The sequence below is a fragment of the Microbacterium sp. PA5 genome, assembly GCF_049860775.1.
In the GTDB taxonomy this organism is placed as follows: Bacteria; Actinomycetota; Actinomycetes; order Actinomycetales; family Microbacteriaceae; genus Microbacterium.
Genome location: NZ_CP187567.1, coordinates 2,859,897 through 2,874,660 on the forward strand (window position 1 = coordinate 2,859,897; position 14,764 = coordinate 2,874,660).

General features: G+C 71.4%; 9 protein-coding genes. 1 reads left to right on the plus strand and 8 read right to left on the minus strand.

The genetic code is table 11. The features are described from left to right. Positions 1-94 precede the first annotated feature (94 nt). Positions 95-613, plus strand: coding sequence for a MarR family winged helix-turn-helix transcriptional regulator (locus ACPWUT_RS13520; RefSeq protein ID WP_425838515.1), 519 nt, complete (start codon positions 95-97; stop codon positions 611-613). Here the strand turns inward: ACPWUT_RS13520 and ACPWUT_RS13525 are convergent. From ACPWUT_RS13525 to ACPWUT_RS13560, 8 genes are all read right to left on the minus strand, one after another. Further along, positions 600-1,376 (minus strand): enoyl-CoA hydratase-related protein, encoded by a 777-nt coding sequence (locus ACPWUT_RS13525; protein ID WP_284529068.1) that lies wholly within the window; start codon positions 1,374-1,376, stop codon positions 600-602. The genes ACPWUT_RS13520 and ACPWUT_RS13525 overlap by 14 nt on opposite strands. Positions 1,377-1,418: 42 nt before the next feature. Continuing rightward, positions 1,419-2,618 carry an acyl-CoA dehydrogenase family protein gene (locus tag ACPWUT_RS13530; protein ID WP_425838518.1) on the minus strand — a complete coding sequence of 400 codons (1,200 nt, stop codon included), beginning with the start codon at positions 2,616-2,618 and terminating at the stop codon, positions 1,419-1,421. A 190-nt stretch (positions 2,619-2,808) separates the two neighbouring features. After that, the gene (gene pulA / locus ACPWUT_RS13535; RefSeq protein ID WP_425838521.1) at positions 2,809-8,856 is read right to left on the minus strand and encodes a pullulanase-type alpha-1,6-glucosidase; all 6,048 of its coding nucleotides are present in this window, start codon (positions 8,854-8,856) and stop codon (positions 2,809-2,811) included. Between the two features lie 177 nt (positions 8,857-9,033). Next, on the minus strand, positions 9,034-10,206 hold the full coding sequence (locus ACPWUT_RS13540) for a thiolase family protein (RefSeq protein ID WP_425838524.1): 1,173 nt from the start codon (positions 10,204-10,206) through the stop codon (positions 9,034-9,036). A gap of 122 nt (positions 10,207-10,328) precedes the next feature. Next, entirely contained in the window at positions 10,329-11,519 is a 1,191-nt protein-coding gene (locus ACPWUT_RS13545; protein WP_425838527.1) for a bifunctional 2-methylcitrate synthase/citrate synthase, read from the minus strand. Beyond that, positions 11,516-12,442, minus strand: a complete 927-nt coding sequence (gene prpB / locus ACPWUT_RS13550; RefSeq protein WP_425838530.1) for a methylisocitrate lyase — start codon at positions 12,440-12,442, stop codon at positions 11,516-11,518. Before prpB ends, ACPWUT_RS13545 begins: the two co-directional genes overlap by 4 nt. Before the next feature lie 130 nt (positions 12,443-12,572). After that, positions 12,573-14,114: an MmgE/PrpD family protein gene (locus ACPWUT_RS13555; protein WP_425838533.1), complete on the minus strand. Its 1,542-nt coding sequence runs from the start codon at positions 14,112-14,114 to the stop codon at positions 12,573-12,575. Then, positions 14,111-14,740 (minus strand): GntR family transcriptional regulator, encoded by a 630-nt coding sequence (locus ACPWUT_RS13560; RefSeq protein WP_425838536.1) that lies wholly within the window; start codon positions 14,738-14,740, stop codon positions 14,111-14,113. The genes ACPWUT_RS13555 and ACPWUT_RS13560 overlap by 4 nt, the downstream gene beginning before the upstream one ends. Positions 14,741-14,764: the final 24 nt, after the last annotated feature.

The following is a 14,764-nucleotide window of genomic DNA, read 5'->3' on the forward strand; positions in this document are numbered from 1 at the left end:
CCTCCGACCTTCGAGTCTATTGAGCGCGCCCGCACGCCGACCAGCGCGCAGGAGGAAACCGACTAGCGTGATCCCCGACGGCAGGAGGCGCATTGTGGCCCGCGTGACACCCCCGGCAGGCGATCCCATCGCCGAGGCGCGACGCCAGTGGATCGCGCACGGCTGGACCGATGCCGCCGCCGGCATGACGGCGGTGACCTCGATCATGCGCGCCCACCAGCTGCTGCTGGCGCGTGTCGACGAGACGTTGAAGCCGCTCGGGCTGAGCTTCGCGCGGTACGAGCTGCTGACCCTGCTGAGCTTCACCCGGGAGGGGCGGATGCCGGTGGGCTCCGCGGCGCGGCGGCTGCAGGTGCATCCCACGAGCGTGACCAGCACCGTCGACCGGCTGGAAGCCGCGGGGCTCGTGCGCCGCGAGCCCCATCCGACCGACGGCCGGGCGACGCTCGTGGCGCTCACCACCGCCGGGCGGTCGCTCGCCGAGCGCGCGACGACGGCGCTTAACCGCGACGTGTTCTCGCGGCCGGGGCTGGGCGATGAGGACCTCGACGCGCTCATCGGTGCGATCGCGCGACTGCGCGCCGGGGCGGGCGACCCCGTCACCGGTTCGTGAACTCGGGCGGGCGCTTCTCGCGGAAGGCGGCCATGCCCTCCTTCTGGTCGTCGAGGGCGAACAGCGACGAGAACACCTGCTTCTCGAAGCGCAGCCCCTCCGCTCCCGTCGTCTCCTGCGAGGCCCGCAGCGCCTCCTTGGCGGCGTAGACGACCGGCAGCGACTTCGACGCGATCGCCTCGGCGACCTTGCCGGCCTCGTCGAGGAGCTCGGCGGCCGGGACGACGCGCGAGACGAGGCCGGCGCGCTCGGCCTCGACGGCGTCCATCATGCGTCCCGTGAGCACCAGCTCGGCGGCCTTGTAGTAGCCGATCGCCCGGGGGAGCCGCTGCGTGCCGCCGAGACCGGGGATGACCCCGAGGGTGATCTCCGGCTGGCCGAACTTCGCGGTGTCGGCGGCGAGGATGATGTCGCACGTCATGGCCAGCTCGCATCCGCCGCCGAGGGCGTAGCCGGCGACCGCGGCGACGACCGGGGTCCGCACCCGGCTGAACGCCTCGAGACCGACGAAGGGGTTGTCCATCGCCATGTCGCGGGAGGACTTCGACTCCATCTCCTTGATGTCGGCGCCGGCGGCGAACGCCCGCTCCGACCCGGTGAGGACGATGCAGCCGATGCCCTCGTCGGCGTCGAAGGCCGCCGCGGCGGCGGCGAGCTCGGCCACGAGCGTCGAGTTCAGCGCATTGAGCGCTTCGGGGCGGTTGAGGGTGATCCAGCCGACGCGTCCGCGCGTCTCGGTCAGGATGGTCGCGTAGTCGGTCATGTCGTCATGCTTTCATCTCGCGGGGCGGGACGCACGACGCGATCACCGTGCACCCTCGGCGAGCACGTGCCGGCCGATGATGACCCGCATGATCTCGTTGGTCCCCTCGAGGATCTGGTGGACGCGGAGGTCCCGCACCACCTTCTCGATGCCGTAGTCCTGCAGGTAGCCGTATCCGCCGTGCAGCTGCAGTGCCTCGTTGGCGATCGTGAAGCCGGCATCGGTCGCGTAGCGCTTGGCCATCGCGCACTGCACGGTCACCTCGGCGTAGTCGGAGCTGCCCGGGGTCGTCTGATCGAGAGCCAGCGCCGCGCCCTGGACGAGCGCGCGCGCCGCACGGAGCTCGGTGGCCATGTCGGCGAGGCGGAAGACGATCGCCTGCTTGTCGGCCAGCGGCTCGCCGAACGTGAACCGTTCGTGCACGTACCGCACGGCCCGGTCGAGGGCCCACTGCGCTCCGCCGAGCGAGCACGCGGCGATGTTGATGCGCCCGCCGTTGAGTCCGCTCATGGCGATCGCGAAGCCGCCGCCGAGCGAGCCCAGGACCGCGGATGCCGGCACGCGCACCCGGTCGAGGATCACCTGCCGGGTCGGCTGGGCGTTCCATCCCATCTTCTTCTCGTGGGGTCCGAACGACAGGCCGTCGGCGTCACCCGGCACGAGGAAGGCGGTGATCCCCCGGGCGCTTCCCGCCCCGGAACCGGTGGCAGGGTCGGTGCGCGCCATGACGACGTAGACACCGGCCTCGCCGGCGCCGGAGATGAACTGCTTCACGCCGGTCAGCACGTAGTCGTCGCCGTCCGCGATCGCCGAGGTCGTGATCGCGGCCGCGTCGGAACCCGCTCCCGGCTCGGTCAGGCAGTAGGCGCCGAACTCGGTCATGGCGACCAGCCGGGGCAGCCATGCGTGACGCTGGGCGTCGGTGCCGTAGCGGTCGATCATCCACGCGACCATGTTGTGGATCGTGATGTAGGCGGCGATGGTGGGATCGCCGACGGCGAGCTCCTCGACGATCGCGACCGCGTCGCTGCGGCTGAGGCCGCTGCCGCCGACGTCCTCGCGCACGTAGATGCCGCCGAGGCCGAGCTCCCCCGCGATCGCGAGCACATCACGCGGGAAGTGGCGGGTCTGATCCCACTCCAGCGCGTTCGGGGCGAGGTGGGTCCGGGCGAAATCGCGCACGGCATCCAGAATCGCTTCGCGTTCCTCCGCGGAGAGGGATTCGGTGACGGTCATGCTCATGTGTTCACGTCCTTGTGAGGCATATCGACGGCATCGTCCGTGCCTTATGGGCACAGTGATCATTTTACATGGATGTCCATCTATCTCACGCCGGAAGGTGGAACGACGGCAGTCGTTGCCGCCTCACGGATACGGAGGCGGCAACGACTGCCATGTGTCTCGGTCGGGGGTAGACGATTCAGGCCGCGGATCAGTAGACGAACAGCGGACGCACCCCCGAGCGGGAGTCGCGGTGATCGCCGGCGCCGGTGAACGAGGTCCGCAGCAGGTGGATGCCGCGCGGCAGCTTAGGCAGCGTGACGTCGATCCGGCCCTTCGCGGATGCCGGGAGGGCGACGGTGGCCACGACCTTGCCCGCGTCGGTCACCGTCAGCGTTCCCACGGGCGCGCTGCCGTCGGCGGCGACGACCTTGCCGGTCACCTTGACCGGCGTCCCCTGCTTGGCGACCAGCCGCGTCGGAGCGGCGGTCGTGCTGGTCTTCACCGCGGCGGCGTCGACCAGGACCGCGACCGTGCGCGCCGGCACCGTGACGGTGCCCGTCCCCGCATTCCAGGTCGTCGTCTTCACGACGGGGTCCGCGCCCTTGGCCTGGGCGGCCGTGAGCGCGAAGCCGCGGCCGGCGAGATCGTCGATCGTCTGCGTCGTCGCATCGGGCGACGCGTTGAAGACGACGAGCGCCCCGTCGAGGGCGGGATCGGCATTCGGCCCGACGAGGTCGTCGATCTGCATGACGATGACCCCCGGCGTCGCATCCGGTCCGCTCGCGGGGAACGTCACCTTCTGCGAGATGAGGTCCGCGGACCCGAGACGCAGCAGGCCGACGTCCGAGCGCACCCGCAGCAGGTCCAGCGCGGCCGCCTCGGCCGCCGCCATGTCGGAGGCGCCCGGCTTCAGCGCGGGATCGGCCAGCAGCGGCTCCATGATGTCCCACTTCTCCTCGTTGTCGGCCGCCCGCGGCAGGCCCGAGCCGAACGTGGACTCCTGACCGGTCCAGTCGATGCGGTTGAACCAGTCGCCCGAGTTGTAGCTGTTGCGATCCAGCGACTTCGAGCGGAGGAGCTCGGTGCCGGCGTGCCAGAACGACGGCGTCTGCGACAGCGTCACGGTGGCCAGCGACAGCGTGTTCATCCGCACGCGGTCGGCCATCGGGGTGTCCTTCGGCAGCTTCAGCACCGACAGGTCGTAGAGCGTCTCGTTGTCGTGCGCGTCGACGTAGGTGATGATCTCATCCGGCTCGTCGGCGTATCCCGCCGGTTGACCGTTGTAGTCGAGCTCGGAGCCCTTCTTCACGTCGCCGTCGGCGGTCGTGAGCTCGTAGTCGCGGAGGTTCCCTGCGAGGCCCAGCTTGACGAGGTCGGTCTGCCGCGCGAGGTCGGCGAGCGCCTGCTCGCTCGTGCCGTTGATGGGGTCGCCGTTGGGGTCGGTGCCGAGGCCCGTGCCATAGCCCTGCCGGAACGTCGAGCCGCTGTCGACCGGGCTGCCGCCGTGGACGGCGTCCCGCAGCCGATCGGAGAAGGTCCCGATGCCGGTGCCGCCGAGCTGCCCCTGCGTCGCCTGCTCGAACAGCGCGTCGTCGGCGACCTCGCCGAAGTTCCAGCCCTCCCCGTAGAGGTAGATGCGCTTTCCGTCGACGCCGTCCTTCTTCAGGGTGAGCTCGTCGAGCGCGGCGCGGATCGCGAGCATGTTCTCCTTCGAGTGGTGGCCCATGAGGTCGAAGCGGAAGCCGTCGACCTTGTAGTCGCGCGCCCACGTGACGACCGAGTCGACCATGAGCTTCTGGGCGACCTCGTGCTCGGTGGCGACGTTCTGGCAGCAGGTCGAGGTCTCCACGGCGCCGGCCGCGTTGAGCCGGTGGTAGTACCCGGGCACGACGCGGTCGAGCACGGAGCGCTCCGCCTGACCCGACGCCGCGGTGTGGTTGAAGACCTGATCCAGCACCACCTGCAGCCCCATGCCGTGGAGCGCTCCGACCATCGAGCGGAACTCGCTCACGCGCGCTCCGCCGTCCGCGTCGACGGCGTACGATCCCTCGGGCGTGGTGAAGTGGAACGGGTCGTAGCCCCAGTTGAACCCGTCGGTGTCGGCGACCGCCTCGACGCACGCCTGCTGCTCGGTGGAGGCCGGCCCGAACGACGCCAGATCGCAGTCGGGCGTCTGCTGGGCGGCACGGTCCTCCTCGATCGTCGCGATGTCGAACGACGGCAGCAGGTGCACGGTGTTGATGCCCGCTTCGGCGAGCTGACGCAGCTGCGCGGTGCCCGCGCTGTCGCGCGTGAACGCGCGATACGTGCCGCGCTCCTGCTCGGGCACGGTCTCGTCGGTGATCGAGAAGTCCCGGATGTGGAGCTCGTAGATCGCGCGGTCGACCGCCCGATCGATGCGCGGCGCCTTCGTCTTCTGCCACTGCTTCGGCATGAACGCCCGGTCGTCGAGATCGATCGCGACCGACCGCTCGGAGTTGAGCGTCAGGGCGACCGAGCCCGGATCGGTGACGACGTTGGTCTCGATCGCATCGGTGCTCGGCGCGTAGACGACGACCTCCCAGAGGTACTCGTCGCCGCGGAGCTCGCGTCCGCCGGCGGCGGTCCACGTGCCGGCCGCCGCGTCGAAGGTCGCCTCGTGACGCACCGGGTCGGCGTCCGAACCTGCCTCCCACGTCAGGAGGGTCGCGGACTGCGCGGTCGGCGCCCAGAGCCGGAAAGTCGTCGTGGCCTTCCGTCCCGCGCCGGCGAACGAGACGCCGAGGGAGTCGTCCGCGACGTCCGACGCGTAGAGGTCGTCGAGCACGCCGGGGATCTGCACCCCGGTGAACGCGGTCAGTGCGCCGTCGGCGCCCCATTGCGCCACGCGCAGCTGGCCGCGCAGGAGCGCCGCCACGTCGCCGCGGTCCGCACCGGCGACGCGCAGGGCGGTGAAGCCCTCGAGCGCGGGGAACCGCTCCACCTGCTCCGCGGTGAGCCCGCCCGCCACCAGCTCCAGCTCCTGCGGGTCACCGCCGGCGACCTCGCCGTCCGCGAGCGCCAGCGAGGCGTCCGGCGAGGAGAAGAGCGCCCACTCGGCACCCGCGGCGGAGGTGCCGAGGTCGTCGGGCCACGCGATGGTGTCCGCGTCGATCCAGTGCGCACGCGACTCCCCGGTGCCCGGCAGCGGCGGGTCGGCCGCCACGATCTCGAGCACGTGGGTGGCGAGGTCGTAGCGGAAGACCACCCGCTTGCCCTCGGTCACGCTGAACGCGATGTTGGCGCCGCCCGGTGCTCCTCCGGCGCCGTAGTTCTCGTCCCAGCCGAGGCCGTGGGCGACCTTCACCTCGTAGGAGCCGGTGGGGATGCGCGAGGTCGCGAACTCGTAGACGCCGTCGCGGTCGCCGTCGAGCATGAGGCTCCGCAGGCAGTCCGGCGACCAGTCCGCGGCGCAACCCAGTTCACTCTGGAACGAACCCGGAAGCGTCACCACCGGGCCCTCCGCCGTGGACTGGGCGCGCTTGGTGACGGGGTCGAAGTAGAAGGTGATCGGCCCGCCGTCGTGGGTGATGGCGATGTTCGCGCCGCCGGGCGCACCGTCGGCGCCGTAGTTCTCGTCCCAGCTCTTCTCGGTGGCGACCTTGTACTCGTACGTGCCCGCGGGAAGATCCACGGTCAGCCGCCAGATCCCGTCGACGAGCGTCATCTGCGCCTCGTCGCAGTCCGGCGACCAGTCCGCGGCGCAGCCCATCTCGCTGTTGAGACTGCCGGGGATGCTCACGAAGTCGTACGGCGTGGGCTCGGTCGGCTCCTCGGGCTCCTCCTCTTCGACCAGGGTCACGCGGTTGCCGACCGACGCGTAGGTGGAGGCGGCCGAGCGCTGCCCCGCCGCATCCGTCGAGACCGCGCGGTACTCGACGAGCGTGCCCGTCGCGAGCCCGTCGACGTCGTGGAACACGCGCGGCGCAGTGTCCTCCGCGGTGCCGAGCGGCTGCCACTCGTCGGAGCCGACGACGCGCCAGGCGAAGCTCGTCTGCCGCCACGACTGGTCGGCCGACGCCGCGACGGGTGCGGAGCCGGTGACCCCCGCACCGGCCTCGGGAACCGAGACCGTGAGCCCGGCCGCCTCGGCGGGCGCGGTCACGGTCGAATCGGCGCGGAGCACGACGGCCGACAGCGCCGGCACCGTCACAGTCGCCTGCGCCGCGCCGTCCGAGGCGACCGGATCGCCGCCGCCGTAGACCGGCGCGTAGGACGCGTCGGCGGTGAGCGTCGTGAGGTCGACGGCGGAGGCCGAGGTCGTGTTGTTGAGCGCGACGAGGTACTCGATGCGCTCTGCGGGGTCGACGCGCGAGAAGGCGTACACCCCGTCGGCGGCGTACCGCTCGATCTGGGCCCCGTCCACCAGCGCCGGGTGGTCGGCGCGCAGCTGCGCGAGGTCCGCGATGTGCGTGTAGAGCGGGGTGTCGGTGTCGAAGCGGTCGACGCCGCCCACCGTCTCGCCCGTGATCAGCGTCTGGTCCCGGTACTCCGCCACCTCGCTGGCGAACAGCGACTGACGGGCGCTCTTGTCGTTTCCTGCGCCGACGCCGGTGAAGCCCTGCTCGTCGCCGTAGTAGACCACGGGCTGGCCGCGGCTCAGGAACAGCAGGTCGTGGGCGAGGAGGTCTCGTGCGAGGGCGTCGCCGCTGTCCTTGAGGAAGTAGCCGACACGGCCCATGTCGTGATTGCCGAGGAACGTGGGGAGGGCGGTCGCCGACGAGTCGGTCGTCGTGTACCGGTCATCGCCCGCGAAGAGCTTCTCGAGGGTCGACACGTTCCCGCCCTTGGCGAAGCTCGTGGCCGCGGACTGGAACGCGAAGTCGAGCACCGAGTTCATGTCGGTCTTGCGGACGTACGGGGCCAGGAGGGCGGGGTCGGCGTCGTACACCTCGCCGAACATGAAGAAGTCGTCCTTGCCCTGCGCGTGCGCGTAGTCGAGCACGCGCTCCGTCCACTGCTCCCAGAACGGGAAGTCGACGTGCTTGGCGGTGTCGATGCGGAACCCGTCGATGCCGAGGTCGATCCAGTCCTGGTAGACCTCGACGAACCCGTTCACGACGTCGGGATGCTCGGTCATGAGGTCATCGAGCCCGGCGAAGTCGCCGTACGTGGTGGACTCGCCCGAGTAGGTCGAGTCGCCGCGGTTGTGGTACAGCGTCACGTCGTTGAGCCAGGCGGGCACCTTGATGTCCGCCTCGGCCTCCGACACGACGGGCATGTAGGGGAAGCTCGTGTCGGCGTCCAGCGCCGGGAAGTCGCCGGTACCCGCGTAGTCGGCGGGGTCGAACGCGGTGCCGTCCGCGTCGCGGTACGGCGAGGTCTCCTGGTCGATGTAGGAGTACTCGCCCTCGGCATAGGAGATGACGTCGGCGGTGTGGTTGGTGATGATGTCGAAGTACACGTCGATGCCCTCGGCGTGCGCCTCGTCGATGAACGCCTCCAGCTCGGCGTTCGTGCCCAGGTGCGGATCGATCCGGGTGAAGTCGGTGATCCAGTAGCCGTGGTAGCCGGCGCTGGCCGCATCGCCCTCGCCCTGCACCGGCTTGTTGGCGAAGCTCGGCGTGAGCCAGATCGCGGTCGTGCCGAGCCCCTTGATGTAGTCGAGGTTCGCGCGCAGGCCGGCGATGTCTCCGCCGTTGTAGAAGCCCGACGACGCCGGGTCGAAGCCGGTCGCCAGCCGATCGCCGTCCAGGCCGCCGCGGTCGTTGGCCGCGTCGCCGTTGGCGAACCGGTCGGTCATGACGAAGTAGAACTGCTCGCCCGCGCCGGCCTGGCGGACCGGCTCGGAGGCGAGCGCGTCGTCCTCGGCCCCGTAGCCGCCGCGGAGCGAGAGCACCTCCACGCCCACCCGGTGGGCGGCGTCGTCGAAGAGGAACCGCAGGGTGGCGGGCCCGGCCACGGTGAGCGGGATGTTGTCCCCGCCGCCGTCGAGGCCGTACGCCTCGTCCCACGCGTCGTCGACGGCGACCTTGTACTGCCACGAGCCCGCAGGCACCTCGAACTCCGCAGCGAAGACGTCCGGATCGCCCGTCGGCGCCAGTTCGGTCTGCGCGCAGTCGGGCTGCCAGTCGGCGGAGCAGCCGAGCTCGCTCTGCAGGTCGCCGACCAGCGCGAACGTGCGCGGCTCGGCCGCGACGGCGGCGGGCGGAGCGGCCAGCGCGACCCCTCCGAACCCGGCGGCGACGAGCGCGACGGCGCTCACGACGGAGACGAGTCTGCGGACCGCGGCGGACATGTGGGCTTTCGAGACGGCGACGTTCGACACTGTGACTCCCCGAGCGTTCGCGGGCACGGCATCGTGCCCGGTCAGTCCTGCCGACGATACTCAGACCGGTCACAGTCGCGAGTGAGAATGCCCTCATCTGAGTCTCCGGCGCCGCGACGACCGGTCCCTGCGGCCGGAGGGTGAGCGCTACAGGCGCTCGATGATCGTGGCGTTGGCCATGCCGCCGCCCTCGCACATCGTCTGCAGTCCCCAGCGTCCGCGGGTGTGCTCGAGGTGGGCCAGCAGCGTCCCGAGCAGGCGCGTGCCGCTGGATCCGAGTGCGTGGCCGAGCGCGATCGCGCCGCCCCACGGATTCATGCGAGCCGGGTCGGCGCCCACCTCGGCCGCCCACGCGAGGGGGACGGAGGCGAACGCCTCGTTGACCTCGTACGCGTCGAGGTCGTCGATCGTGAGGCCGCTGCGGGCCAGGATGCGCCGGGTGGCGGGGATCGGGCCCGTGAGCATGAGGAGGGGGTCGGAGCCGGTCACGGCGAAGGCGTGGAACCGGGCCCGCGGGGTGAGGCCCAGGGCCGACGCCGTCTCCTCGGCCATGATCAGCACGGCGGAGGCGCCGTCGGTGAGCGGCGAGGAGTTCCCCGCGGTGATCCGCCAGTCCAGTTCGGGGAATCGCGCGGCGGCGGCGTCCGAGCGGAACGCGGGCGGCAGACCGGCGAGCGACGCGGTCGTGGTACCCGGGCGGATCGTCTCGTCGGCGGCGAGATCGCCCTGCGGCAGGAGCTGGCCGTCGAACAGCCCGGCCGCGGTGGCCTCGGACGCACGCTCGTGCGACTCCGCGGCGAACGCGTCGAGATCGTCCCGCGTGAAGCCCCAGCGCTCGGCGATGAGCTCGGCCGAGATCCCCTGGCCGACGAGGCCCTCGTGATAGCGGTCCCGCAGCAGCGGCGACCCGGGCGAGCCGGCGACCGAGCCCGCCGCACCGAGCGGCACCCGGCTCATCGACTCGACCCCGCCGGCGATCACGATGTCGTACTGGCCGCTGATGACCCCCTGCGCCGCGAAGTGCGCGGCCTGCTGGCTCGATCCGCACTGCCGGTCGATCGTCGCCGCCGGCACGGCCTCGTCGAATCCCGCCGCCAGAGAGGCCTGACGCGCGATGTTCGCCGACTGCTCCCCGACCTGGCTGACGCAGCCGAGGAGCACGTCGTCGACCTGCGAGGACTCGAGCCCGTTGCGCTCCAGCACCGCCCGGAGCACCCCCGCGGCCAGATCGACCGGATGGATGCCCGAGAGCCCTCCTCCCGGCTTGCCTCTCCCCGAGGGGGTGCGGACGGCGTCGACGATGACGGCGGTGCGACTCATGGCATCCATCATGCCGCCGCACCGGACCGCCGGCTCCTCCACCGGCACAACCGGCAGCTCGTGCGCGGGGAGAGCCGCGCGGCGAGTGAGGCGCTCCATCCCTCGCGCGCGGCCCTCACACCTCAGCCGTCGGCCTCCGCCTGCCGGAGCGAGATCGCCGCGGTGCCCACGTCGTCGACGAAGCCGTCGATGTGGCGCTCGTCGTGCCCGACGTACTCGGACAGCGGGCGGATGAGCGCGTTCGAGGCGGTCTGCTCCATGATGTGGGCGGTCCACCCGACCACGCGCGCCGCGACGAACAGCGGCGTGAAGGTGAGGGTGTCGAAGCCCATGAGGCTGTAGGCCGGGCCGGACGGGTAGTCGAGGTTGGGGTAGATGCCCTTGCGGGCGACGAACTCCGACTCGAGCATCGCATAGAGCGCCTCGACGTCGGGGCGGTCGTAGTGCGCGATGAGGGTGTCCAGCGCCGCCTTCATGGTGGGAACGCGCGAGTCGCCGCGCTTGTACACCCGGTGGCCGAATCCCATGATCTTGCGCTTCTCGGCGAGGGCGGCCTCGAGCCACGGCACGACGTTGTCGGCGTCGCCGATCTCGTCGAACACGTGCAGGACCGCCTCGTTGGCGCCACCGTGGAGCGGACCCTTGAGCGCTCCGACCGCCCCGACGACGGCCGAGTAGAGGTCGCTGAGCGTCGAGCTGATCACTCGCGCCGTGAAGGTCGACGCGTTGAACGAGTGCTCCGCGTAGAGGATCATCGAGCGGTTGAAGGCATCCACGACGACGGGATCGGCCTCTTCGCCGAACGTCATCCAGAGGAAGTTCGCCGCGTAGTCGAGGTCGTCCCGCGGTGCGACGGGCCCCTGCCCGCGCCGGCGGCGCTGCCCGTAGGCGACGATGGCCGGCAGCGCCGCGAACAGGCGCACGCTGCGGGCGAGGTTGTCCTCGGGGGTCCCGCTCGCGTCCATCACCGATCCGGTGCCGGCGAGGTCGCGCGCGCCGAGCACGCTCACCGCGGTGCGCACCTCGTCCATGGGGTGCGCGTCGAGCGGCGTCAGGTCGATGGCCGCACGGACGTCGTCGGCCAGCGCCCGGTGCGACCGCTCCTCCGTGCGGAGCGCGGCGAGCTGCGCGGCATCGGGGAGCTCCCCGTGCCACAGGAGGTAGGCCACCGCCTCGGCGGGCTGGGTGGCCGCCAGCTCGTGCACCGGGTAGCCGCGGTAGAGCAGCGAGTTCGTCTCGGGGTTGACCTTGCTGATGGCGGTGACGTCGGCGACGACGCCGGCCAGCCCCTTCTTGATGTCGGTGTCGGTCATGCCGTGCTCCCTTGCGTTGCCTGCCGGTCGTCGAGCTCGAAGGTGAAGACGTCGGAGTCGAACCGGCTGTAGCCCTCGTAGTCGATGAGGTCGTACAGGTCGGCGCGATGCTGCATCTCGCCCAGCCGCGACGTGAGGTGTCCTTCCTCCGTCAGCGTATCCAGTGCACGGCCCGCCGCGCCCATCGCCAATCGCAGGAGCGACACCGGCCAGATGACGATGCTCACCCCGGCGCTGCGCAGCTGCTCCACCGAGAAGAGATCGGACTTCCCGAACTCGGTCATGTTCGCCAGGATCGGCACGTCGATCGCCGACGCCATCGCCTCGAACTCGGCGAGGTCGCGCATCGCCTCGGGGAAGACCGCGTCGGCCCCGGCATCCACGAGCGCCTTCGCGCGGTCGATCGCGGCATCGAGCCCCTCGACGGCGCGGATGTCGGTGCGGGCGATGACGAGGAAGTTCGGATCGCGGCGCGCGTCGACGGCGGCGCGGATGCGTTTGAGGGCGGTGCTCTCGTCCACGACGGCCTTGCCGTCGAGGTGACCGCAGCGCTTCGGATTGACCTGGTCCTCGATGTGGGCTCCCGCGAGACCGGCGTCCTCGAGGGTCTGGATCGTCCGGGCCACGTTCATGGGCTCGCCGAATCCGGTGTCGGCGTCGATGAGGGCCGGAAGGTCGGTCATGCGGGCGATCTGCTGTCCGCGGGCGGCCACCTCGGTGAGGGTCGTCAGGCCGATGTCGGGGAGGCCGAGATCGGCCGACAGCACCGCGCCCGAGATGTAGACGCCCTCGAAGCCCTTGCGCTCGATGAGTCGCGCGCTCAGCGGGTTGAAGGCGCCCGGGAAGCGGATGAGCTCACCGGCCGCGAGCCGCTCTCGGAGCATGCGGCGCTTCTCGCTGGCGGGGATGGCGGAGTACAGCATCAGAGCACCTTTCCGTCGGGGAGCGACGTTTCGTCTCGTCGCTGCGCGCCTCGCTCAACGACCGGAGACCGGTCCCCCCGGTCGCTGAGCGAGCGGAGCGAGACGAAACGCCGAACCGCAGCGCGCGACATCAGAAGAGTCCCTTCGGGGCGGGTGCCCCGTCGAGGACGCCCGGGCGGGCGACGAACCCCAGCTGCCGCACCTCGTCGGCGCTCAGCTCGGGGAGCCGCTCGACGAGGGCCAGGAAGCGCTCGATCTCGGCCGGCTCGAGCACCGGCTCGGCCAGCAGCCGGAACTTGCGCACGTAGTCGGCGCGGGCGAACGGCCGCGCACCGAGCGGGTGGGCGTCGGCGACGGCGATCTCGTCGACGATCGTGGTCCCGTCCGCGAAGGTGATCACGACGCGTCCGCCGAACGCCTTCTCGGCGGGGTCGTCCGAGTGGTAGCGGCGCGTCCACTCGGCATCCTCCGCCGTCGTCACCTTCTGCCACAGTGCGACGGTGTCGGGGCGGGCCGCGCGCTCGGGCGCGTACGAGTCCACGTGGTGCCAGCCGCCGTCCTGCAGGGCCACGGTGAAGATGTACGGGATGGAGTGGTCCAGCGTCTCGCGCGACGCGGTCGGGTCGTACTTCTGCGGGTCGTTCGCTCCCGAGCCGATCACGTAGTGCGTGTGGTGGCTCGTGTGCAGCACGATCGATGCGACCTCGCTCCCGCCGGGGCCCTGAGCCTGTCGGAGGGACGGGTGCTCGTGGTGCAGCTTGCGCGCCAGGTCGATCCAGGCCTGCGCCTGGTACTCGGCCGAGTGCTCCTTCGTGTACGAGTCGAGGATGGCGCGCTTGGGCTCGCCGGTCGCCGGGAGCGGCACCTCGTACGCCGCGTCCGGGCCGTCGAGCAGCCACGCGATGACGCCGTCCTCGCCTTCGTAGATGGGGTTCGGCGACGTCTGCCCCCGCATCGCGCGGTCCACCGCCTCGACGGCCATCTTGCCCGCGAAGGCCGGGGCGTACGCCTTCCAGGTGGAGATCTCGCCCTTGCGCGACTGGCGCGTGGCCGTCGTCGTGTGCAGGGCCTGGGCGACGGCCTGCTCGATCGCGGCGACGTCGAGGCCGAGGAGGGTGCCGATGCCCGCGGCGGCCGACGGGCCGAGGTGGGCGACGTGGTCGATCTTGTGGCGGTGCAGGCAGATGGCGCGCACGAGATCGATCTGGATCTCGTACCCCGTCGCGATGCCCCGGACGAGGGCGGCTCCGTCGGCGCCGACGTGCTGGGCGACCGCGAGGATCGGCGGGATGTTGTCGCCCGGGTGGGAGTAGTCGGCGGCGAGGAACGTGTCGTGGTAGTCGAGCTCGCGCACGGCGACGCCGTTGGCCCAGGCCGCCCACTCGGGGCTCGTCCGGGTCTGCGCCGGCACGCCGAACACGGTGGCGCCGTCGCCGCCTCGCGAGACGGGGTGGTCGAGCGCCTGCTGACGCGCGGCGCTGACCGGAGCGCGGGTGAGGGAGGCCGCGGCCACGGCCGCGTTGTCGATGAGCCGGTTGACGATCATGTCGACCACGTCGGCCTCGACGGCGACGGGATCGACGGCGACCTCGGCGATCGCGTGGGCGAGCTGCTGCTCGCGCGGCAGCTCCTCGTCGCTGCGGTGGACGCGGACGTGATGGGTGACGGTCATGCGGGGGCCTCCAGGGACTCGAGGATGCCGGTGAGGGCGTTGTGCAGGTGGACGTGGGTGGCGTGCGCGGCCAGGTCGGCGTCGGCGGCCGCGATCGCCGCGGCGATCATGCGGTGCTCGCCCGCCGAGGCCGCCAGGCGCTCCGGCTTGTCGCGGGCGAGCCGGCGGACGCGCACGAGGTGGGTGCGGACGGTCCGCAGAGCGCCGGCGAGATAGTCGTTCGAGACGGCGGCGTCGACCGCGGCGTCGAAACGTGCGATCAGCGCGTAGTAGTCGTCGGGGGCGCCCGCCGTGTCGATGGCGGAGAACTCTGCGGCGAGCGCCGCGAAGACCTCGCGGCCGCCGCGGTGGGCGGCCAGCCGGGCCGCGCTCTCCTCGAGCGCGCGGCGCAGCTCGAACAGCTCGCGGATGTCGTCGGCGTCGAGTTCGGAGACGACGGTCACGCGGGGCGAGGCCTGGATGACCAGGCCGTCGGCGGCGAGGCGGCCCAGGGCTTCGCGCAGCGGCGTGCGGCTCACGCCCAGACGCGCGGCCTGCTCCACCTCGCCGAGCACGGTGCCGGCGGTCAGGACGCCGGACTGGATCTCGTCGAGGAGCGTCAGATAGGCCCGCTCACCCGCTCGCATGCTCCCCCTTCGACCTCCCCATTG